The following is a 21,958-nucleotide window of genomic DNA, read 5'->3' on the forward strand; positions in this document are numbered from 1 at the left end:
CCGTTACAGAATGAGGTTCGGACGGCCCATGGTGCACAGTGCGGTGATCATCGGAAGCGGGTTCGGCGGGATCGGGATGGCGATCCGGCTGCGGGAGGCCGGGATCCACGACGTCGTGATCCTGGAGAAGGCGGACGGTCTCGGCGGCACCTGGCGGGACAACACCTATCCGGGCGCCGCCTGCGACGTCCCCTCCCACCTGTACTCGTACTCCTTCGAGCGGAAGACGGACTGGACGCGGCGCTTCCCGCCGCAGGCGGAGATCCTCGAATACCTGCGGCACTGCGCCGGCAAGTACGGCGTGCTCGACCGGATCAGGTTCGGCACCGAGGTGACCGAGGCGCGGTTCGACGAGGAGCGGGCCCTCTGGCGGATCTCCACGACCTCCGGCGTGCTGGAGTCGCGGGTCCTGGTCTCGGGGTGCGGGCAGCTCAACCGGCCGGTCCTGCCGGACATCGAGGGCCGCGACTCGTTCACCGGGACGAGCTTCCACTCCGCCCGCTGGGACCACGGCGCCGACCTGCGCGGCAAGCGGGTCGCGGTGGTCGGCACGGGCGCGAGCGCGGTCCAGTTCGTCCCCGAGGTCGCCAAGGAGGCTGCGGAGCTGCGGCTGTTCCAGCGGTCCGCGCCCTACGTGATCGACAAGCCCGACAAGCCGTACCGGGCGTGGCAGCAGGCCCTCCTCGGGAACGTGCCGGGCCTGTACGAGCTGAACCGGGCCCGGATCTACGCGCTGCTCGAGTCGCGGGCGATCGGGTTCTTCAAGTACCCGAAGCTGCTGTCGATGGTGGAGAGCCGGTTCAGGAAGACGCTGGAGGACGGTGTGGACGACCCCGCCCTGCGCAGGGCCCTCGTCCCCGACTACCCGCTGGGCTGCAAGCGGATCCTCATCTCCAACGACTACTACCCGGCGCTCGCCCGCCCGCACGTCGACCTGGTCACCGACCCGATCGAGCGCATCACCCCGGCCGGCGTCCGGACCGCCGAACGCGAGTACGGCGTGGACGTCATCGTGTACGGCACCGGGTTCCAGACCAGCGACTTCCTCGCCCCGATGAAGATCGTCGGACGGGACGGCCGGGAGCTGAACGAGGCGTGGCGGGACGGCGCGGAGGCGCACCTCGGCATCACGGTCAGCGGCTTCCCCAACCTGTTCCTGCTGTACGGGCCGTACACCAACCTCGGGCACAACTCGATCATCTACATGCTGGAGTCGCAGTTCCGGTACATCGTCGGCTGCGTGGAGGTGCTGCGCCGGCACGGGCTCGACTGGATCGACGTGCGGCCGGACGTGCAGGACGCGTTCACCCGGGAGATGCGGGAGCGGATGCGCTCGACCGTGTGGGAGACGGGCTGCGACAGCTGGTACATGACCGCCGACGGCAAGGTCGTCAACAACTGGCCGGGGTTCACCTTCGCCTACCGCCGCGCCACCCGGCGTCCCGACCCGGGGCACTTCCGGGCGAGGGCCGCCGCCCGGTGAGCCCCTGATGTGCCCTGGCACGCCCCGGACCACCCGGCGGTCGGCATAGGCTCGGCCCATGCCGACCGCCTTCATCACCGGTGCCACCGCGGGGATCGGTGCCGCCTTCGCCCGCCGGCTCGCCGCCGACGGATTCGACCTCGTCCTGCTGGCCCGCGACACCGCGCGGCTGGAGCGGGCCGCCGCGGAGCTGCACGAGACCTACGCCGTCCGCACCGAGACGCTGACCGCCGACCTGTCCACCGAGAAGGGCCTGACCGCCGCCGAGGAGCGCGTCCGCGAGGACGTCGGCCTCCTGGTCAACAACGCCGGGTTCGCCAACCGGGGCAAGTTCCTCGACGTCCCGGTGGCGGACGAGCTGACGATGCTCAGGGTGCACTGCGAGGCCGTCCTGCGGCTCACCCACGCGGCCCTGCCGGGGATGCTGGAGCGCGGGCGGGGCGGCGTCATCAACGTCTCGTCGGTGTCGGCGTTCGCGACCCGCGGCACCTACGGGGCGTCGAAGGCGTGGGCGGTGAGCTTCAGCGAGGGCGTCTCCGCCGACATCCGGGCGCGCTCGGGGGGCGGGGTGCGCGTGATGGCGCTGTGCCCGGGCTTCGTGCACACCGAGTTCCACGAACGCGCTCAGATGGACATGTCGGACGTCCCGGACTTCATGTGGCTTGACAAGGACGACGTCGTCGACGCCGCGCTGCGCGATCTGCGGCGCGGAGTCCTCGTGAGCGTCCCCAGCCCCCAGTACAAGGCGATCGTGGGCGCCAGCCGGCTCCTGCCCCGCGGCCTGCTCGCGCGGATGTCCTCCACCACGGGGCGTAAATACAAGTGATCTTGCGGTCAGGGGCCCCGCCCTTGTACCGGGCGGAGTAACAGGGCAAGCTGGCGAGCAGGTCGATTCGGTTTGGCGCGCGAACGACACCCGTCCAGCCCTTGCCGTCTGTCGAGAGGTTCCTCCCCCGATGGGTCACGACCTGGGTTACGCCGCCCTGGCCTTGCTCGCCACGACCATCTACTACATCGCGTTCCTCGTCTTCCGGATCTCCGCCCGCCGCATGGAGCCGCTGCGCGGCAGCCGCCCGTTCCGCGTCGCGCGGCTCATGCTCACCGACCCGATCTGGCTGGGCGGCGGGCTCCTGCTCTTCCTCGGCCTCGGGTACGAGGTCGTCGCGTTCTCCCGGGTGCCGCTGCCCGTCGTGCAGCCGATCTTCGCGGCGGGCCTGGTGCTCCTCGTCTGGTTCGCGGTGCGCTTCCTCGGCGAGCGGCTGAGCGGGCGGGAGTGGACCAGCGTCGCGCTGTTCGTCCTCGCCACGATCCTGATCGGGCTCTCGGCCACGTCCAAGGGCGAGGTGCGGGCGGAGCACACGCTGGTGGGAACGCTCCTCAGCCCGTGGACGATGCTGGCGATCTGCGCCCCGGCCATCGTCATCGCCGCGCTCGTCTGGCTCGTCGGGGACCGGCGCGCCGGCGGCCGGCACGCCCGCAAGCTCGCCGGGGTCGCCTACGGCGTCGGCGCCGGCGCGTGCGCCGGGCTCGCCGAGGCCGGCATCCGCGGCATCTCGATCGTCTACATGGACACCGGGAGCCTCCTGGCGGTGCTGGAGTCCGCCTACCCGTGGCTGACGATCGGGGCCGCCGCGATCGCGCTCGGGCAGCTGCAGGTCGCCCTGCAGCGCTGCCGCATCGCGATCATCGCGGTGGTGCTGACCGTCATCGGCCGGACGTACCTGATCCTCAGCAGCACCGTCCTGTTCGGCGAGGACTGGCCGCGCGAGACCGTGCCGTTCCTGCTGCGGACCGGCGGCTTCGCGCTGGCGCTGGTCGCGCTGATCATGTTCCCCCGGCACGAGGACCCGGGCCCGCCCGAGCCGCCGCACGCCGGGGGCGACCGGTACCTGCCCGCCGTCCGCTGAACCGGGGCGCTCCGGGCGGGCGGAGAGCACCGCATGCTCGTGGAACGTTCTGCCCCGGGGCGGCGGATAAACTCCCCAGCGTGTCCGAGCCTAAGTTCGAAGTCCAGATGCTCCACGACCGCGTCATGATCAAAAGCGAGAAGGACGGCGGTGAGCGCCGCAGCACCGGCGGGATCGTCATCCCGGCGACGGTGGAGCAGGCCAACCGCCTGGTCTGGGGCGAGGTCTGCGGGGTCGGCCACCACGTGCGCGTCGTCAAGCCCGGCGACCGGGTGCTGTACCACCCGGGCGACCAGTTCGAGGTCGAGATCCAGGGCGAGAACTACCTCGTCATGCGCGAGCGGGACCTGCACGCCATCGCCAGCGAACGTCCGGAGCACGGCACCGGCCTCTACCTGTGACGTCCCGGCCGCCCGCAGGAGGCCGCGGAGCCGGGCGGCCCGTCAGACGGTGACCATGGCGGTGGAGCCGGCGCGGTCCTTGGTGACGCGCAGCTGCGCGGGGATGCGGGCGCGCAGCTCGGCGACGTGGCTGACGACGCCGACGGCCCGGCCGCCGTCGCGCAGGCCGTCGAGGACGTCCATGACCTCGTCGAGCGTCTCCTCGTCGAGGGTGCCGAAGCCCTCGTCGACGAACAGCGTGCCGATCTCGGTGCCGCCCGCCTCGGCGGTGACGACGTCGGCGAGGCCGAGCGCCAGCGACAGGGAGGTGATGAACGACTCGCCGCCCGACAGCGTCACCGGGTCGCGTTCCATGCCCGTCCAGGCGTCGGCGATCCGCAGGCCGAGCCCGCCGGCGCCCCTCGTGCGGTCGCCCGCCGCCTTCTCCGTCGTGTGGATGAGGGCGTAGCGGCCGCCGGACATGCGCGAGAGCCGCTCGTTCGCGGCGGCGACGACCTGTTCCAGGCGGGCGGCCAGCACGTACGCCGACAGCGACATCGCGTGCCGGTTCGCGGCGTGCTTGCCGGACGTCAGGCCCGCGAGCCGCTCGGCCACCTCGTGGCGCTCGGCCGCGGGACGCCACGCGCCGACGGCCTCGCCGAGTTCAGCACGCAGATCGGCCAGCCGGTCACGACGCAGCCGGGCGCGGTCGGCGGCGCTCGCCGCCCCGGTGTGCGCCGCTTCCGCCGCGGCCAGCGCGGCTTCGAGGGCCGGCAGGTCCGGGGCGGGCTCTGCCGCCGCCTTCACCAGTGCCGGGTCCTCGAGCCGGTCGCGGACGGCGGCCTCCTCGTTGTCCAAGCGGCGGATCTTGTCGCGCAGGGCGCCCTGCTCCTCGTCCCGCAGCGCGGCGTCGAGGACCTCCTCCGGGGTGCGGAACCCCTCCGCCTCGGCGGCGGCCCTCGCGTTCTCGCGGGCGGCGGCCAGTTCCGCGGCGGCGCGGTCGGATTCGCGCAGCGCCTCGATCGTCGCGGCGAGCACGCCCGCCTCGCGACCGAGCCGGGCGATGCGCGCCTCGATCGTCGCGTCCTCGCCGCGCGCCTCGTCGAGCTCGGCGGACAGCCTGGCCTGCTCCACCGCGAGATCCGGGTCGCGTGCGCGGTTCGCCGCGAGGTCGCGCGAGACCGCCTCGTGCTCCTCGCGGACGTTTTCGAGTTCCTGCTCGTCCCGGAGGAGAGCACCCTCAAGCCGTTCGGCCTCCGCCGCGCGGGCGTTCACGGCCTGCAGCGCCAGTTCCGCCTCTTCGAGTTCCCCGGCGATGGTCTCGGCGTCGGCCTCCCCGGCGGTCTCCAGCGCATGGTCGCGTTCGGAACGCAACCCCTCCAGGGCGGTCCCGGCCCGCTCCCGGGCCTCCTGGGCCTCGTCCGCCTCGGCCTGCGCGCGCTCGATCTCCGCCTCGTCCGGGATGTCGCCGGACGGCGCGCCGGGGTCCGGGTGCTCGGTCGAGCCGCAGACCCGGCAGGGCTCGCCGTCCCGCAGCTCCCCGGCGAGGACGGACGCCATCCCGTCCAGCCGCACCTGCCGCAGGTCGAGGACCCGTTCCTTGGCCGCCTGCGCGGCATCGACCGCCGACCGGTACCCCGCCTCCGCTTCGGCGAGGCGATGCTCCAGCTGGTCGCGGCGGTGCGCCGCGTCGAGCCGCCGCCCGGCCTCCTGGACGGCGGCCTCCGCTCCGGGGCGTCCCGCCGCCGCGATGTTGGCCGCTTCCAGCTCGGTCCGGCGGGCGGCGACGATTCCGGGCAGTTCGGCGAGGGTCGCGGCGAGCCGCGCCTCCCTGGGCTCCAGCTCGGCCAGCTCGCGGGCCAGCGCCGCCCGCTCGTCCTCGACCTGCCGGAGCCTGGCCACCTCACCGCGGGCGCGCTCCAGCTTCGCGATCTCGTCACGGCGGGCCCGCTCGGCCTTGACCAGCACGTCCTCCGAGGCGTTCGGCGGCAGGAGCGCCCCGGCCTCGGCGCGCTTCTCGTCGGCCCACCGGCGCGCCCGCCGCGCCTCCGCGTGCCGGGCCTGGACGGCGTGCACCAGCGGGACGGCCCGGCCGGCGCGCTCCGCGGCGTACAGCCGCGACGCCATGCGCGACTTCTCCTCGGCGTGCGCGCGCAGGGCGTCCCGGCGGGCGAGCGCGTCGGCGTGGCCGCGCTGCCGGTCGGTGAGGGCCCTGGCGTCCTCCAGTGCCCGGCGGGCGGCTTCGAGCTGTGTCTTGACTTCTTGACGCAGCTCGGCGGTGACGGCGCGGACGTCAGCGTGGCCGGCGGCGAGCTCGGCGGCCCACGCGGGCAGCGCCTCGATGTCGGCGGCCGGTTCGGGGGCGGGCTCGGGCCGGCGCGGCGCCGGGACCGCCGGGCGCTCCCCGAGCGGCGAGGGGGCGCCCGTCGTCTCGGCGATGCGGCCGGCGATCGAGGACGCCGCCGCGCCCAGCTCGGCGGCCTCGCGCCCGCTCGCCGCCCGCCGGTCGGCCAGCCACTTCTCGACCTGCGTGAAGACCTCGGTCGCGAAGAGCCGCTCCAGGACCCTGCGGCGCTCGTCGGCCCCGGCCCGCAGGAACCCGGCGAACTCGCCCTGCGGCAGCAGTGCGACCTGGCAGAACTGGACGGCCGTCATCCCGAGCAGCCGGGAGACGAGGTCGCCCGCCTCGTCGAGCCGGGTGGTGAGCCCGACCCACGTGCCGTCCTCGAGCTCCTCCAGGATGACCTTGGCGTGCTCGGCGGTGGTCCCGGTGCCGCGCAGCTTCGGCCGCTCCCACGCGGGCGACCGGGTGATGCGCAGGCGGCGGCCGCGGATCGTCGTCTCCAGCACCACGGACGGGCCCGTCCCGGGGGCCGCGTGGTCGCTGCGCAGCCCCTTCGCGGCGTTGCGCGCGCCCGGGACCTGCCCGTACAGCGCGAAGCACACCGCGTCGAGGATGCTCGTCTTCCCGGCGCCGGTGCGGCCCTGGACGAGGAAGAGCCCGGCGTCCGACAGCGCGTCGAAGTCGATCTCCTCGGTGCCGGAGAAGGGACCGAACGCCGTGATCCGCAGCCGGTGCAGCCTCACGCCAGGGCCTCCCGGCGGCGGCAGTGCTCGAACGCCTCGTGCAGGAGGGCCCGCTCGGCTTCGGTCGCGGGGCCGTCGGTGACCTCGGCGACGAAGTCGTCCGCGATCTCCAGGGCGGAGCGTTCGCGGACGCGTTCGGACCAGGTGCGGGCCCCGTCCGTCCCGCCGCCCTCCGGCTCGAAGCCGAGGACGAGCGCGTGCGGGAACCGGCGGCGCAGCCGCTCCATCGCGGCGGACGGGCGGCGCGGGTCGGTGAGCGTGACCTGGAGCCAGCGGTCTTCGAGCGGCTCGTGCGAGGGGTCGGTGAGCAGGTCGTCGAGGCGTCCCTTGAGGCGGGCCAGGCGGCGTGGGACGGGCGCCTCCACGAACTCGGCCGCGACCGCGCCGTCGCGCAGTTCGACCAGCCAGGAGCCCTTGACGTGGTCGGCCTCGGAGAACGAGTACGCGAGCGGCGAGCCCGAGTAGCGGACGCGGTCGGTGACGCTCCACCGGCCGTGCAGGTGGCCGAGCGCCGCGTAGTCGGCGCCCTCGAACACCGACGCCGCCACCTGCGACGACCCGCCGACCGAGATGTCGCGTTCGCTCTCGCTGGCCTCGCCGCCGGTCACGAACGCGTGCGCCAGCACGACCGGCCGCTCCGCGCGGCCCGCGGCGTCCGCCCGGATGCGGCGCATCGCCTCGGTGAGCGCGGCGGCGTGGCTGCGCTCGTCCAGGTCCCAGGGGTGGCGGACGAGTTCGGGCTCCAGGTAGGGGATGCCGTAGACGGCGGCGTCCCCGACGATGACGGGCTCCCCGACCCGGGCGAAGTCGGTGCGGATGTGGACGCCCGCGTCGTCCATCAACTCCGCCCCGAAGCCGAGGCGCCGCGCCGAATCGTGGTTGCCCGCGATGAGCACCACCCGGGTGAGGGCGGCGAGCCGCCGCAGCGCCTCGTCGCACAGCCGGACGGCGTCGACGGGCGGCAGCGCCCGGTCGTAGACGTCCCCGGAGATGAGCACGCAGTCGACCCGCTCCGCCGCGGCGGTCGCGACCAGGTGGTCGACGAACGCCGCCTGCGCGGCCAGCAGGTCCTCGCGGTGGAAGGACCTGCCGAGATGCCAGTCGGAGGTGTGCAGGAATCGCATGTCGCAGCAACCATAGGCACCCCCTCCGACACATCCCGCGCAGAAACGCCGTGTCATCCCAAACGATCTTCGATGGCCGCGCGGCCCCGGCCGCCGGGGCTCCCGTAGGGTTGCGGCGTGAGTGATCGTCCGTACGTGCTGCTGAGCTGCGCGATGTCCGCAGACGGCTACATCGACGACGCGACCCCGGAGCGGCTGCGGCTGTCCAGCGCCGCGGACTTCGACCGCGTCGACGCGGTCCGCGCCGGCTGCGACGCCATCCTCGTCGGCGCCGGGACCGTCCGGGCCGACGACCCCAAACTGCTGATCCGCTCCGAGGCGCGGCGCGCCAAGCGGGTCGCGCGCGGGCAGCCGGCCGACCTGACCAAGGTGACGCTGACCTGGAGCGGCGACCTCGACCCCGGCGCGCGGTTCTTCACCACGGGGGACGCGCCGAAGCTGGTGTACGCGCCGTCCGCCGCGGCCGGGGAGCTGGCGCCGCGGCTGGACGGCCTCGCCGAGGTCGTGGACGCCGGCGACCCCCTGTCGCTGCCGCGGGTGCTCGGCGACCTGGCCGCGCGGGGCGTCCGGCGGCTCATGGTCGAGGGCGGCGGCGGGGTGCACACGCTGTTCCTGACCGCGGACCTGGTGGACGAGCTGCAGCTCGTGGTCGCGCCGTTCTTCATCGGCGACCCGGCGGCGCCGCGCTTCGTCCGGTCCGGGGTGTTCCCGCAGTCGCCGGAGCGCCCGATGCGGCTCGCGGAGGCCACCCGCATCGGCGACCTCGCGCTGCTGCGCTACCTGGTCGGGAACGCGCGTGGGTGACCCCGACCGGGCCTGGCTGGAGCTGGCGTGCGACCTGGCGAGGCTGTGCCCGCCGTCGGCCACCGCGTTCTCCGTCGGCGCGGTGATCGTCGGCGCGGACGGCCGGGAGATCGCGCGCGGCTTCTCCCGCGAGGACGACCCGCACGACCACGCCGAGGAGGCCGCCCTCGCCAAGACGGCCGGCGAGCTGGCCGGCGCGACCGTCTACAGCTCCCTCGAACCGTGCGGGCACCGGGCGTCCCGGCCCCGGCCGTGCGCCGAGCTGATCGTCGCGTCCGGCGTGCGGCGCGTCGTGTTCGCCTGGCGGGAACCGGCCCTCTTCACCGAGGGCAGGGGCGCGGAGATCCTCACGTCGGCGGGCGTCGCGCTCACCGAGATCCCCGACCTGGCCCCCCGCGCGCGCGAACCCAACACCCACCTTCTCTGACCGCTCCAGCCGGAGCAGACTCCAGGTGAGACGCGAGTCTCATCGCTCTTCCGCCGGGCGGGCCGGCGTGCGATGCTGTGCCCCAAGCAAGCACCCCAAGCAAGCACTCGGTCAGGAGGCACGGCAGCATGCGTGAGCACGATCGGCTGTTCATCGGCGGCGAGTGGGCCGCACCGGCCGGCACCGGCACGATCGACGTCATCTCCCCGCACACCGAGGAGGTCCTCGGCAGGGTGCCCGAGGGCACCGAGGCCGACATCGACGCGGCGGTCGCCGCCGCGCGGCGCGCCTTCGACGAGGGCCCCTGGCCGCGGATGACGCCCGCGGAGCGCGCCGAGATCGTCGGGCGGCTGTCGTCCATCTACGCCGAGCGGCAGCAGGAGATGGCCGACCTCGTCACCGCCGAGATGGGCTCGCCGATCATGTTCTCGGTGTTCGGCCAGGCCGCCATCCCGCAGATGGTGCTGCAGTACTACGTGGACCTCGCCGCCTCCTACACGTGGGAGGAGGAGCGGCAGGGCATGCTCGGCCCGGTCACCGTGACCCAGGAGCCGGCCGGTGTTGTCGCGGCGATCGTCCCGTGGAACGTCCCGCAGTTCACGCTGATGCTCAAGCTCGCCCCGGCCCTCATCGCCGGCTGCACCGTGGTGGCCAAGCCGTCCCCCGAGACGCCCCTGGACACCTACCTCCTCGCCGAGTGGATCAAGGAGGCCGGGATCCCGGCCGGGGTCGTCAACATCGTCCCGGCGGGCCGCGAGGTCGGCGCGCACCTCGTCGCGCACCCGGACGTCGACAAGGTCTCGTTCACCGGCTCCACCGCCGCCGGACGCAAGATCGGCGCGGTCTGCGGCGAGCAGCTCAAGCGCGTCACCCTGGAACTCGGCGGCAAGTCCGCCGCGATCATCCTGGACGACGCCGACCTGGCCGCCACCGTCGAGGGCTTCAAGCTGGCGGCGCTGATGAACAACGGCCAGGCGTGCGCCGCGCAGACCCGCATCCTCGCGTCCCGCCGCCGCTACGACGAGGTGGCCGACGCCCTCGCCGCCATGGTCGGCGGCCTCGCCGTCGGCGACCCCGCCGACTACGGCACCGAGATCGGCCCGCTCGTCGCCAGGCGGCAGCAGGAGCGGGTGGAGAACTACATCCGCGTCGGGCAGGACGAGGGGGCCAAGCTGATCACCGGCGGCCTGAACCGCCCGCACGACCGCGGCTGGTACGTCGCGCCGACCGTGTTCGGCGACGTCGCCAACGACATGCGCATCGCCCGCGAGGAGATCTTCGGCCCGGTCCTCGTCCTCATCCCCTACGACGACGAGGCGGACGCCGTCCGCATCGCCAACGACAGCGAGTACGGCCTGGGCGGCTCGGTCTGGACGGCCGACGTCGACCACGGCGTCGAGGTCGCCCGCCGCATCCGCACCGGCAGCTGCGGCGTCAACATGTACACCCTCGACCCGAACACCCCGTTCGGCGGCTACAAGAGCAGCGGCCTGGGCCGCGAACTGGGCCCCGAGGGCCTGCACGCCTACCTGGAGCACAAGTCGATCCCGCACCCCGCGGCCGGATAATCACCTGAAAACGGGATCTTCGGTCGGGCAGGATGGCGTGCCATGCGCGCCGAGGAGCTCCTGACCGAGATCGAACCGCTGCCGTTCAAGGCCCGCTGCCGCCGGCTGGCGGACCTGCGCGGCCTGTCCGGCGACCCCGCCCTCGCGGCCCTGCTGGACGAGCTGTCCCGGCGGGGCCACTACGAGCGGTCGCTGGCGCTGTTCGTCGCGGCGGCCGCCCGGGACGAGGCGTCCGTGGCGCACCTGGTGCGGGCGACGGGCGACCCGGACGCCGGCCTGGCCTGCCGGGCGATCCGGCTGGCGGTCCGGTACGGCGCCGCGCCGGGGGCGTTCCTCGACGGGCTGGAGGACGCCCCCGCGGCGGTGCGCGCGGCGCTGTACGAGGCCGTCCGCAAGTACCGGCGCGGCGACCTGGCCGACGCGCTCGTCAGCCGGGTCGCGGACCGCTGGGGCGACCAGGAGGCGGCGACGCTGCTGCCCGCCTGCGCCGCGCCCGCCGTGGCCGAGCGGCTCGACGGGCTCGCGCACGCCGTCGGGAACTGGGCGGCGCTGGGCCGCGCCCACCCGGACGCCGTGCTCGGCCACGCCGAGCGCAGCCTCGCCGAGCTGCCCGAGGCGGCGCGGAACGCCTGGTGGTTCCACCACGCGCCCGGTGTCGCGGCGGCGCTGCGGCACGACCCCGGCCGGGTCGTCCGGCTGCTGGAGCGCCACTGCCGTACCCGGCCGCTGCCGCGGCCGCTGCACCCCGCGGCCGGTGCGCTGCTGGACGCCGAGCCGGAGCGGATGCTCGCCCTGCTGCTGTCGGACTCGCACCGCGCGGACCTGGGCGTCCTGCTGCACCGCAGGTCCGTCCGGGACCGGTTCGCGCGGCTCGGCGACCGCGACATGGCCGCCGTCGCGCGCGCCGTCCGGGAGGACGCGGGCGCGCTGCGGCGGCTGCTGGCGGCGTTCCCGCCGAGCTGCCGAGAGGCGGTTTTCGAGGCGGCGATGCGCGGCGTCGACCGCGGCGCCGCCGAGCTGGACGAGGACCTGCTGGAGGTCCTCCCGCGCGCGCTGCGGTACCGGGAGGCCCGCCGCATGATGGGCCTGCGCAAGGTCGCCGAGACGCCGTCCCGGACGTGGGCGATGGCGGCGTTCCTGCCGTACGAGGAGGCCCTGCCGATCCTCGGCGAGCTGACCCGCAGGCCGGACGCCGACGAGCGCGCCACCGGCTACGCGCTGCTCATCCGGTGCGCGGGCCGCTCCGGCGACCCGGCGGTGCTCGGCGCGGCGCTGGAGTCGCTCGCGCGGCTGCGCAACGAGCAGGATCCCGTCCGGCTCAGCGCGCTGTACGCGCTGACGTCCGTCCCGGAGGGGCTGCTGCGCGCCGGGCCCGCGGCGGCGGCCGGGCGGCTCGCGGACGACGCGCTGAAGGCCCGCGACACCTCCCACCAGACCCGGCACCAGATCGGCCGGATCGCCGCGGCGCTGTGCCGCCAGGGCGCCGTGCACGACGACGCGGAGCTCCTCGTCTCCGGCCTGGAGATGGTGGACCGGGTGGCCGGCAGTACGGGCTCGCTCGCCCTCGGCGGCCTCGACCGGGTGCTGCGGCGCGGGCAGGAGCACCTGCTCGCGGCGATGCTCGCACCGCGCCTGGAGGCGGGCGCGCGCCGCGACGACCACCGGCTCGCGCTGCTGGCCGCACGGGCGCTGCGCCGCCGCGCGCACCGCGTCCCGGTACTGCAGGACGCCCTGGAGGCGGCCCTCGACGCCCGCGACGACGGCGTCCTCACCCAGGCGATCACGCTGTGGCTCGCCGCGCCCGGAACCCGCGCCGAACGCGCCGGGCGGGTCGTGGCCCGCGACCCGTCGTCGGTCGCGGTCCCGGCGGTCCTGGCGGCCATCGCCCGCGAGCGCACCGACCTCCTCGACCTGGTCCTCGCCGGGAGCACCCCCGCCGGGCGCTTCCGGCGACCCGACGTCACCTACGTGCCGCGCATCGTCCCGGCCTGGGCGGACCGCTGGACGGCCCGGCAGCGCGACGCCTACCGCGCCCTGCTCGAACGGGTGGCGGCGGACGGGGAGGCGCCCGCCACCGACCGGGCGGCCGCCGTCTCGGCCCTGGCGCGGATCCCCGGGACGGAGGCGTCCCGGCTGCGCCCCTACTTCGAGTCCGGCGACCCGTACATCCGCCGCATCGCGCTCACCGTCCTCCCGTGGACCCGCTCCCCGCAGGAGGTCCTGCCCGAGCTGCTCGCCCGCGCCGAGTCGGACGACGCGCACGTCGCCGTCTACGCCGCGGCCCGGGCGGCGCGGTTCGTCCCGCCGTCGGCGCTGTCGGCGATGCTCCGGCCGGTGCTGGCGGACGGCAAGATCACCGCGCGGAAGGAGGCCGCGCGGATCCTGCTCCGCAACCGGGTGCCGGACGCCATGGACGCCCTCGCCGCCGCCTGGGACGACCCCGGCCAGCACCGGGACGTCCGGGCCGCGATCGCCTCCGCCGTCCGCGACCGCCTGGACGAGCCGGTCGCGCGGCGGATCCTGGCCGAGGCCGCGGAGGGTCCGCGCGACCTCGCCCGGCAGGTGCTCGGCACGCCGCCCGTGTACGTCGAGGAGCGGTTCCGGAGCCGCTACGCCGCGCTGGTGCTGCGGGTCGCGCGCTCCGCCGACCCGGAGGCCCGCGCCGCGGCGCTGCCCGCCGTCGCCACCTGGGCGCCGTGGGCGCCGGAAGCGCCCGCCCTGCTCGCCGGCCTCGTCACCGACCTGGACGAGACCCGCGCCTGGCGGGACGCGGTGCACGCCCTCGTCCGCTGCGTCACGACCGGCATCGGAGCCGCCGAGCTCGGCGGTGCCGCCGCCGGGCTCGCCGCCGCCCCGGCCGTGCCCGACGCCGAGCCCGAACGCGACCTGCCGGCGTTCCAGCGACTGGTCGCGCTGGCCGAGGCGGTGCGGGACGCCTCCGCCCGGCACCGGACGCTCGGGGAGCGCGCAGTGCAGGCGGTGGAGGGCCGCCTTCCCGAGCCGGTCGCGACCGAACTGGCCGCCGCCGTCCTCCGCTGGGACGGGCCCGGCGCCGCCGGCGAGATCGACGCGCTGGCCGGGAGGTGCGCGGGACTCGGCGTCCTGGCCGTCCTGGACGTCGCGGACGCCCTCGCCACCGGGCCGTCCGAGTACACCGAACACGCCCGGCCCGCCCCCGAGGAGGCGCACCCCCACGCGGCCCGGCTCGCCGCGCGCGGCGACCTCGCCGGCGGCCTGTTCGCGTGCGCCCTCACCGAGCGGCACGGCCCCCGCGCGGGCTGGTCCGCGGACTGGCGCGATCTCCTGCGCGGCCTGCGCGCGCACGCCGTCCCCGACGTCGTGCACCAGGCGCTGAGGATCCACACCGCGGACGAGTGAGCGCCCGCACGGCGGTGACGGGCGGGGGTCAGCGGGCGGGGGCGCGGTCGAGGGCGAAGCGGCGCTGGAACGCGACCGCGACCGCCATCAGCGCGGCGGGCACCACCGTCACGCCGATGAGCAGCGCCAGGATCGCGGAGTCCGACTGCGCGACGGCCCGCCCCTCGGTCGTGGAGACGAAGCCGCCCGCGGCGAGCACCGCCGAGTACACGTAGGGGCCGATGGCGGTGCCGGTCGCCTCCGTCGCCGTCCACACGCCGGTGTAGGCGCCGGCGCGGGCCGTGCCCCGGGCCTCGGCGGCGGCCACGATGTCGGGGATCAGGGAGAACGCGAAGAGCTGGAGGCCCGCGAACGCCGAGCCGAGCACGACGATCACCGCGAGCGTCGGCAGCACGCCCATCGCCTCCCCCGGCCACAGGGCGAGCGACCCGAAGACGAAGACGACCTGGCAGATCAGCAGGCAGCGCTGCTTGCCCGCGCGCTCCGACACCTTCTTCCAGATGGGCCCGGCGACCGCCGCGGGGACGAGGAACGCCCCCATGAACACCGCGGTCAGCCGCTCGTCGTCGAACGTGTACTCGGTGTAGAACGGCACCGCCGCGAGGAAGATGTGCGTGGTGATGCCGGTGAACAGGTACGACAGCGTCAGGGCGCGGAAGTCGCGGTCCCGCCACGTGATGCGAAGGTCGTCGATGACGGAGTGCGCGTGGTCCCCGTCCGGGATCCGGAAACCGGAGTGGTCGGCGAGCCGCCGGATGAACACGATCGCGACGACGCCGGTGAGCACGAGGACTCCGGCGAGCAGGACCGACATCCGAGCGTAGTCATCGCGTCCGCCCGACGCGACCAGCGCCGGAGCCGCGACGCCCGCGCCGAGCAGGCCGACCGTCAGCAGCAGCATCCGGTACATGAACACGCGGGTGCGCTCGTGGTACCCGATCTTCAGGTCGGACGGCGTCGTCAGGTACGGCACCTGGAAGCAGGCGTAAAGGACGTTGCCGAGGATGTAGAAGCCGCCGACCCACAGCGCCGCCGACCAGCCGGAGAACCCCGCCGGCACCGAGAACAGCCCGATCCAGGCGATCGCCAGCAGCAGCCCCCAGCGCAGCAGGCGGCGCCGGTGCCCGTCGCGGCGCGCCTGCCGGTCCGACACCGAGCCGAACCACGGATGCACGATCGCGTCCAGGACCTTCGGCAGCAGCAGGGTGAGGCCGGCCAGGAACGGGGACACGCCGAGCGTGTGCGTCATGAAGTAGAGCAGCAGCAGCCCCGGGACGGTGACCCACACGCCCATCCCGAGCGAGCCGGCGGAGTAGCCGACGAGGTCGCGGGCGCGGGGCCGCGTCGCCGGACCCGGCAGCGACTTCCTCTCCGTGGTGCTCATGCTCGGCCAGTGTGGCGGCGGACGGCACCGGCCGCCAGCTCGGCGCCCTTGAACGCCCCCGAGCGGACCCGGTCGGCGAACGTCCGCGCGACGATCCGGTCGGTCAGCCCGGGCACGTGCCGGGCGAGGAAGAACTCGACGGCGCCGCGGCGGGTCGTCGTCACGTCCCGGCGGGGGCGGCGCGAGAGAGCGGCGCGCAGCACCGCGTCCACCACGCCGTCGAGGGGTTCGTAGCGGCTCATGCCCTCAAGGGAGAGCCCCGCCGCCGCGGTCGAGTCATGGATCGGGCTCCGCACGGCCGAAGGGTACACGCATGTCACGCCGACGTGCGTTCCGAGTTCCATGCGAAGAGCGTCCGCATATGCGACGAGCGCTCGTTTGGACGCGCCGTAGGCCGCGGCCAGGGGAAGCTGCATGACGGCCATCCGCGAGGACAGCATGACGACGCGTCCGCGCGACTCGACGAGGGCGTCCACGCACGCGGCGGTCACCCGCCAGGTGCCGAGGAGGTTGACCTCGAGCTGGCGGCGCACCTCGTCGCCGGGCGGCAGCTCGGCCGGGGCGGGGCCGCCGATCCCGGCGTTGTTGACGAGCACGTCGAGCCCGCCCAGCTTCTCGATCGCCGCCGCCACCGCCGCCGGGACGGCCGCGTCGTCGGTGAGGTCGCAGGCGATGACCTCGACGGGGTCGCCGGGGCGCGGCGCGGCGTCCAGGCCGACGACGCGGGCGCCGAGGCCGGTCAGCCGGGTGCTGATCGCCCTGCCGAACGTGCCCGACGCGCCGGTGACGAGGACCCGCAGGCCGCGCGGGTCGCGGTCCCCCGGCGGCCGCGCGCCCGGCCGGTGCCGGGCCGTGCCCGCGCCTCTCCGGTCCGCTTCGTTCATGCGGGTGCTCTCCTCACGGTCCGTCGGGGTGAAGGGGCGGGCGCCGCGGGCGAGCCTGTCCCGGCCGGCCCGCGCCTCCCGGGGCAGCTCGGCGACGTACCGGTCGAAGTCGACGCGCATCATGGGGCGCCGGTCGCCCCAGCGGGCGGTCGCGGCGCGCAGGTCACGGACGACGGCGCGGCGCCGCTCCGGCGCGGGCGGCAGCGCGTACCCGCCGGAGAAGTACGCCGCGGCCAGCTTCGCCTGGGCCTCCACGATGGGCAGCGCCGCGCCGGTGGACTGCATCAGGCCGACGAACGCCAGGCTCGGCTCGTCCAGGTGGAAGACGCGCTTGTACAGCGGCAGCCGCTCCGGGTCGTCCCCCACCAGCGCGGACGGCAGGAACGGGAGGCCGACCCGGTAGCCCGTGGCCCACACGATCACGTCCACGGGGTCGGCGGTGCCGTCGGCGAACACGACCTTCTCCCCGTCCAGGCGCTCGATGCCGGGCCGCGCCTCGACCTCGCCGTGGGTCAGCCGGTGCAGGATCGTGTCGCTGATCGTGGGGTGGTTCTGGAAGAGGCCGCCGGCAGGGGCGGGCAGGCCGTAGTCCTGCGGGTCGCCCACCGCCAGCCGCAGCATCGTCTCGGCGACGCGCTGGCGCAGCCGCCACGGCAGGACGGCGAGGGCGCCGCCCGTCGCGTCCGCCGGCCGTCCGAACAGGTACTTCGGGACGATGTGGACGCCGCGCCGCGCCGACAGCAGGACGGGGCCGTGCGCGACGTGGGAGGCGTCCACGGCGATGTCCATGGCCGAGTTCCCCATGCCCACGACCAGCACCCGCCGGTCGCGGAAGATGCCGGGGGTCCGGTAGTCGTGGGCGTGGATCTGCATCCCGGTGAACGTGCCGGGGTAGGCGGGGTCGGGCCAGCGAGGGTCCCAGTTGTGCCCGTTCGCGACGACCACGGCGTCGAAGCGGCCGGCCTCCCCGTCGTCGGTCGTCACGATCCACTCGGGCCCGTCCCGTTCGACGGAGACGACCTCGCTGTGGAACCTGATGTGCGGGACGACGCCGAACCGCTCCGCGTAGTCGGCGAGGTACTCCGCGACCAGGTCGGCGGACGGGTAGTCCGGCCATGACCGGGGCATCGGGAGGTCGGCGAACTCGGTGCGCCCCTTGCTGGTGTTGGTGTGCAGGGACGCGTACGCGGGCGACAGGCCGCTGGCGTTGTCCCGCGCCCACAACCCGCCGGGACGGTCGCCCTTCTCGTAGAGCACGACCTCCAGGCCCGCGTCGAGCATCGCCTTGCCGGTGGCAATTCCGGCGGCCCCGGCACCGATGACGGCGACACGGCAGGTCATGCACAACTCCCTTGGACAGGTCCATTTGTGGTGAGGTCCAACCTTATGCATGAGCGCCCGCCCGCAAACATGGACGGAGTCACGCGTTTGGTGGTCCGCCTTGTAGCCCACCACAATCGGTTCCGTGAAAACTGACACCGACTGGACTCCGGTGATCGACCTCATCGAGCGCGTCACCGCCGAGAAGGACCTGCTGCCGTCCGTCGTCGCCGGAGTGTCGTCGATGGTCCGGGAGGTCTCGGTGCTCTCGACCGCCGACATCGCCGGGCACACCCGGGCGCTGCTCGCCGCCGCGACCCGCGCGATCGCGGCCCGGCGCGGCCCCACCGAGGCGGAGCTGTCGTTCGTGGCCGAGCTCGGCGTCACCCGGGCGCGGCAGGGCGTGCCCATCGAGGCGGTGCTGAGCGCCATCCACGTCGCCGAGCGCGCCATCTGGGCCAGGGCGCGGGAGGTCGCGGCCGCCGAGGGCGTCGGCGCGGGCCTGGTCCTGGACGCGCGGGAGCTGTACGACGACTGGGCGGAGGCCGTCCGGTCCAGGCTGATCACGGCGCACCGCGAGGCGCAGGCGGGCGGGGAGCCGGGACCGGGCGAGCGCGACGCGGCCGTCCTCCGCCGCCTCCTGGACGGCGGCTCCGCCGCCGCCCTCGCCTCCGCCGAAGCCGGCCTCCCACCCGGCGCCCCCCTGTGGCTCCTGGTAACCCGCCCCACCACCAGCCCCGCCCCTTGGTGGCGCCGCACACACCCGACACCCCCACCCCTGTCAGCCCTACTCGACGGCCTCCTGGTGGCGCTGACCCCTCGACCACCGGCACCGAACAACGACCAGTCCGATGTGGTGGTCGGGGTGGCGGGGCCTGTGGAGGTGGAGAATTTGGCGGCTGCGCGGCGGTTGGCGGTGTCCGCGTTGGGGGCGGCCGAGGCGGTCGGGCGGGCGGGGGCGGTGCACGCCGCGGACGTCGCCGTCCTCGCCGCGGTCGCCGACCGGTCCGACCTGGCGTCGGTCCTGCTCGAACGGTACCGGGCGGCGTGGGCGGAGCTCGGCGCGAGCGCCGAGCCGGTCGCCCGCGCGGTGTGCGCCTGGCTGGAGGCGCGGCGCGACGTGACCGGAGCGGCCGGACGCCTGTTCGTGCACCCCAACACGGTGCGGAACCGGGTCCGGCGCTTCAGCGAGGTCACCGGGATCGACACGTCCGACACGTTCGGCGCCGTCAACGCCTGGTGGCTCTGCCGCGCCTGGCTCACCTCCGGGTGACCCCCGACGGCCCCCCGGGGCGGGTCAGCCGTCGGCGGGGTTGAGCGTCTCGGCCTCCTTCTTGATGCGGGTGGCGGCCGGGGAGCCTGCCGCGTCGAGTTCGTGGGCCAGTTCCTCCAGCTCCCTGCCCCCGGCCATGAGGCCGGTCAGCTCGTCGCGGGTGATCTCGTCCTTGGTGTGGTAGCCGATGCTCTGGCCCCGGTTGAGGATCAGGAAGCGGTCGCCCACCGGGTAGGCGTGGTGCGGGTTGTGGGTGATGAAGACGACCGCGAGGCCCCGCTCCCGGGCCTGGACGATGTAGCGGAGCACGACGCCGGCCTGCTTGACGCCGAGGGCCGCGGTGGGCTCGTCCAGGACGAGGGCCTTCGCGCCGAAGTAGACGGCGCGGGCGATCGCCACGCACTGGCGTTCGCCGCCGGACAGGGTGCCGATGGGCTGGTCGACGTCGCGCAGGTCGATGCCCATCGCGGCCATCTCGGCGTGGGTGGTGGACCGCATGAACGCGACGTCCATGCGGCCGAAGCCCCTGCGCTTCTCCGAGCCGAGGAAGAAGTTGCGCCAGACCGGCATCAGCGGGACGACCGCGAGGTCCTGGTAGACGGTCGCGATGCCGCGGTCGAGGGCGTCGCGGGGCGAGTCGAACACGACCCGCTCACCCTGCACCTCGTAGGTGCCGGTGTCGTGGCGGTGCAGCCCGGCGACGACCTTGATGAGCGTGGACTTGCCCGCCCCGTTGTCGCCGAGGACGCACGTCACCTCCCCCTCGGACGCCTCCAGGCTCACGTCCCGCAGCGCGATGACGTTGCCGTAGCTCTTCCCGACGCCGCTGAGCCTGAGCAGCGGCGCGTCCTTCCCGCCGGTCATGGCGTCCGCTCCACTCTGCGCCGGACGATCAGGTTCACCACGGTGGCGATGAGCAGCATCGCGCCGAGGAAGAACCGGAACCAGTCCGGGTTCCACTCGGCGTACACGATGCCCTTGTTCGTCATGCCGAAGATGAACGCGCCGATCGCCGCGCCGATCGCCGACCCGTAGCCGCCGGTCAGCAGGCATCCGCCGATGACCGCGCAGATGATGTACAGGAACTCGTTGCCGACGCCCTCGCCGGACTGGATGGTCGCGAACGCGAACACCAGGTGCATGCCGGAGAACCAGGCGCAGAACGCCACGCCCATGAACAGGCCGATCTTCACGCGGGCGACCGGGACGCCGACCGCGCGGGCGCTGGCGGCCGAGCCGCCCACGGCGAAGATCCAGTTGCCGGTGCGGGTGCGCAGCAGGATCCAGGTCGCGACGACCACGAACAGCAGCCACCACAGCACTGTGATCTTGACGCGGAGGCCGAGCACGTCCAGGTCGGAGGCGAAGACCGCGCGGGCCGCGTCGAAGCCGTCCATGTCGCGGACGGAGTCGCTGGCGACGTTGCCGGTGAGGGCCTTGGTCACGCCGAGGTTCAGGCCCGCCAGCATGAAGAACATGGCGAGCGTGATGATGAAGCTCGGCAGCCTCGTCCAGACGTAGAGCAGGCCGTTGACCATTCCGAGGGCCAGCGTCAGCACGAGCGAGATCGCCACGCCCGCCCACACGTTCAGCGTGAACTGGTAGGCGGTCAGGGCGGCGATCAGTGCCGAGGACGTCACCATCACCCCGGCGGACAGGTCGAACTCGCCGCCGATCATCAGCAGCGACACCCCGACCGCCATGATCCCGAACGTGGAGCTGGCGTACAGCACGGTCGAGAACGAGCCGGCGCGCAGGAAGGCGTCCGCGACGACGGAGAAGAACACGAACAGCGCGACCGCGCCGAGGAGCGCGCCGAGCTCCGGCCGGCCCAGCAGCCGCCGCAGCGGCGACTGCCGGGCCAGCCGTTCGTCGGAGCCCCGGCCGGCCACCGGCGGTTCGGCGACCGCGTCGGTCACCGCGTCCCCCGGTTGGCGAACTCCTCCAGCTCGGCGGCGTTGTCCTTGGTGACGATCGCCGGGCCGGTCAGGACGGGGCGGCCGCCGCCGAGGACGTTGCCGTTGCGCTTCAGCAGCCACAGCGCCTCGACGGCCTCGTAGCCCTGCAGGTACGGCTGCTGGTCGACGGCGAACTCGATGTCGCCGGCCTTGAGCAGGGCGATGAGGTCCTTGTTGAGGTCGAACGTGCCGATCCGCGCCTCGCTGCCGACCTCCTTCACCGAGTCGACCGCGGTGGCGGCGAACGGCGCGCCCAGCGTCAGGATCCCGTCGATGCCCTTGTCGGACTGGAGCTTGGCGGTGATGGACGACTTGACGTCCGGCATGTTCGAGCCCTGGACGAACAGGTTCTCCAGGTCGCCGTCGAACGTCTTGCGCGCCCCGTCGCAGCGGGCCTCCAGGCCCACGTTGCCCTGCTCGTGGATCACGCACAGCGCCTTCTTGGCGCCGATCTCGCCCAGTTCGGTGCCGGCGGCCTCACCCGCGATCGACTCGTCCTGGCCGAAGTGCGCCAGGGCGCCGAGCCCCGCCGACTCCTCCTGGCCGGAGTTGATCGACACGACCGGGATGTTCGCGGCCGCGGCGCGGGCGAGGACGTCCTTCATCGCGTCGGGCTTGGCGAGGGTGACGATGATGCCGTCGACCTTCTTGTCGATCGCGGCCTGGACCAGCTGGGCCTGCTTGCCGCCGTCGGGGTCCGCGGAGTACAGGAACTCGACGTTGTCCTTGTCGGCGGCGGCCTGCGCGCCCTTCTGGACGATGTCCCAGAAGGTGTCACCGGGGGCGGAGTGCGTCACCATCGCGATCTCCAGCCGGGGACCCTCGCCCCCGGTGTCCTCCTCGGCCTCCTTGCCGCCCGAGCCGCTGCAGGCGCTCAGCACCAGCACGCCGGCGGCCAGAACCGCGAGCCCCTTGGCCGACCCGCGCGAGAAAACGCCTCTCATCGGAATGTGCTCTCCGTTTCTCCCCGAGTGGTCAGTG

General features: G+C 74.3%; 16 protein-coding genes and 1 pseudogene. 9 read left to right on the plus strand and 8 right to left on the minus strand.

Translation table 11 applies throughout. The features are described 5' to 3' along the window. Window positions 1-43 precede the first annotated feature (43 nt). From IEZ03_RS01090 to IEZ03_RS01105, 4 genes are all read left to right on the plus strand, one after another. On the plus strand, window positions 44-1,483 hold the full coding sequence (locus IEZ03_RS01090) for a flavin-containing monooxygenase (protein WP_268248509.1): 1,440 nt from the start codon (window positions 44-46) through the stop codon (window positions 1,481-1,483). A 58-nt stretch (window positions 1,484-1,541) separates the two neighbouring features. Beyond that, window positions 1,542-2,309 (plus strand): SDR family NAD(P)-dependent oxidoreductase, encoded by a 768-nt coding sequence (locus tag IEZ03_RS01095; RefSeq protein WP_184882937.1) that lies wholly within the window; start codon window positions 1,542-1,544, stop codon window positions 2,307-2,309. Between the two features lie 130 nt (window positions 2,310-2,439). Continuing rightward, window positions 2,440-3,390 (plus strand): DMT family transporter, encoded by a 951-nt coding sequence (locus IEZ03_RS01100; protein WP_184882935.1) that lies wholly within the window; start codon window positions 2,440-2,442, stop codon window positions 3,388-3,390. Between the two features lie 80 nt (window positions 3,391-3,470). Beyond that, on the plus strand, window positions 3,471-3,791 hold the full coding sequence (locus IEZ03_RS01105) for a GroES family chaperonin (RefSeq protein ID WP_184882934.1): 321 nt from the start codon (window positions 3,471-3,473) through the stop codon (window positions 3,789-3,791). Window positions 3,792-3,833: 42 nt separating this feature from the next. Here the strand turns inward: IEZ03_RS01105 and IEZ03_RS01110 are convergent, their stop codons facing one another. Then, window positions 3,834-6,857: an AAA family ATPase gene (locus IEZ03_RS01110; protein ID WP_184882931.1), complete on the minus strand. Its 3,024-nt coding sequence runs from the start codon at window positions 6,855-6,857 to the stop codon at window positions 3,834-3,836. Next, window positions 6,854-7,981: an exonuclease SbcCD subunit D gene (locus tag IEZ03_RS01115; RefSeq protein ID WP_184882929.1), complete on the minus strand. Its 1,128-nt coding sequence runs from the start codon at window positions 7,979-7,981 to the stop codon at window positions 6,854-6,856. Before IEZ03_RS01115 ends, IEZ03_RS01110 begins: the two co-directional genes overlap by 4 nt. 117 nt (window positions 7,982-8,098) lie before the next feature. Here IEZ03_RS01115 and IEZ03_RS01120 point away from each other — a divergent pair, with 117 nt between their 5' ends. From IEZ03_RS01120 to IEZ03_RS01135, 4 genes are all read left to right on the plus strand, one after another. Then, on the plus strand, window positions 8,099-8,785 hold the full coding sequence (locus IEZ03_RS01120; RefSeq protein WP_184882927.1) for a RibD family protein: 687 nt from the start codon (window positions 8,099-8,101) through the stop codon (window positions 8,783-8,785). After that, window positions 8,778-9,212, plus strand: a complete 435-nt coding sequence (locus tag IEZ03_RS01125; protein ID WP_184882926.1) for a cytidine/deoxycytidylate deaminase family protein — start codon at window positions 8,778-8,780, stop codon at window positions 9,210-9,212. Before IEZ03_RS01120 ends, IEZ03_RS01125 begins: the two co-directional genes overlap by 8 nt. 128 nt (window positions 9,213-9,340) lie before the next feature. Next, the gene (locus tag IEZ03_RS01130) at window positions 9,341-10,780 is read left to right on the plus strand and encodes an aldehyde dehydrogenase (RefSeq protein ID WP_184882925.1); all 1,440 of its coding nucleotides are present in this window, start codon (window positions 9,341-9,343) and stop codon (window positions 10,778-10,780) included. 42 nt (window positions 10,781-10,822) lie between these two features. After that, window positions 10,823-14,158: a hypothetical protein gene (locus IEZ03_RS01135; protein WP_184882924.1), complete on the plus strand. Its 3,336-nt coding sequence runs from the start codon at window positions 10,823-10,825 to the stop codon at window positions 14,156-14,158. Between the two features lie 28 nt (window positions 14,159-14,186). Here the strand turns inward: IEZ03_RS01135 and IEZ03_RS01140 are convergent, their stop codons facing one another. The 3 genes and pseudogenes from IEZ03_RS01140 to IEZ03_RS38795 form a co-directional block, all read right to left on the minus strand. Beyond that, window positions 14,187-15,542: an MFS transporter gene (locus IEZ03_RS01140; RefSeq protein WP_184882923.1), complete on the minus strand. Its 1,356-nt coding sequence runs from the start codon at window positions 15,540-15,542 to the stop codon at window positions 14,187-14,189. After that, complete coding sequence (locus IEZ03_RS38790; RefSeq protein WP_221481265.1) at window positions 15,539-16,426, minus strand: SDR family NAD(P)-dependent oxidoreductase; 888 nt, start codon at window positions 16,424-16,426, stop codon at window positions 15,539-15,541. The genes IEZ03_RS01140 and IEZ03_RS38790 overlap by 4 nt, the downstream gene beginning before the upstream one ends. 96 nt (window positions 16,427-16,522) lie before the next feature. Beyond that, window positions 16,523-17,932 (minus strand): annotated as a pseudogene (locus IEZ03_RS38795) (flavin-containing monooxygenase); the annotation flags it as partial. Between IEZ03_RS38795 and IEZ03_RS38480 the strand changes: the two are divergent. Further along, window positions 17,892-19,019 carry a helix-turn-helix domain-containing protein gene (locus IEZ03_RS38480; protein WP_268248510.1) on the plus strand — a complete coding sequence of 376 codons (1,128 nt, stop codon included), beginning with the start codon at window positions 17,892-17,894 and terminating at the stop codon, window positions 19,017-19,019. The pseudogene IEZ03_RS38795 and the gene IEZ03_RS38480 sit on opposite strands and share 41 nt — an antisense overlap. Window positions 19,020-19,043: 24 nt before the next feature. Here the strand turns inward: IEZ03_RS38480 and IEZ03_RS01155 are convergent, their stop codons facing one another. The 3 genes from IEZ03_RS01155 to IEZ03_RS01165 are packed head-to-tail and all read right to left on the minus strand — an operon-like array spanning window position 19,044 to window position 21,921. Continuing rightward, a complete protein-coding gene (locus IEZ03_RS01155; RefSeq protein WP_184882921.1) occupies window positions 19,044-19,883 on the minus strand; it encodes an ATP-binding cassette domain-containing protein in 840 nt (279 codons plus the stop codon). Then, the gene (locus IEZ03_RS01160) at window positions 19,880-20,938 is read right to left on the minus strand and encodes an ABC transporter permease (RefSeq protein ID WP_184882920.1); all 1,059 of its coding nucleotides are present in this window, start codon (window positions 20,936-20,938) and stop codon (window positions 19,880-19,882) included. Before IEZ03_RS01160 ends, IEZ03_RS01155 begins: the two co-directional genes overlap by 4 nt. Further along, window positions 20,935-21,921: a sugar ABC transporter substrate-binding protein gene (locus tag IEZ03_RS01165; protein ID WP_184882919.1), complete on the minus strand. Its 987-nt coding sequence runs from the start codon at window positions 21,919-21,921 to the stop codon at window positions 20,935-20,937. Before IEZ03_RS01165 ends, IEZ03_RS01160 begins: the two co-directional genes overlap by 4 nt. Window positions 21,922-21,958: the final 37 nt, after the last annotated feature.

The sequence above is a fragment of the Actinomadura livida genome (assembly GCF_014648675.1).
Lineage (GTDB): Bacteria > Actinomycetota > Actinomycetes > Streptosporangiales > Streptosporangiaceae > Spirillospora > Spirillospora livida.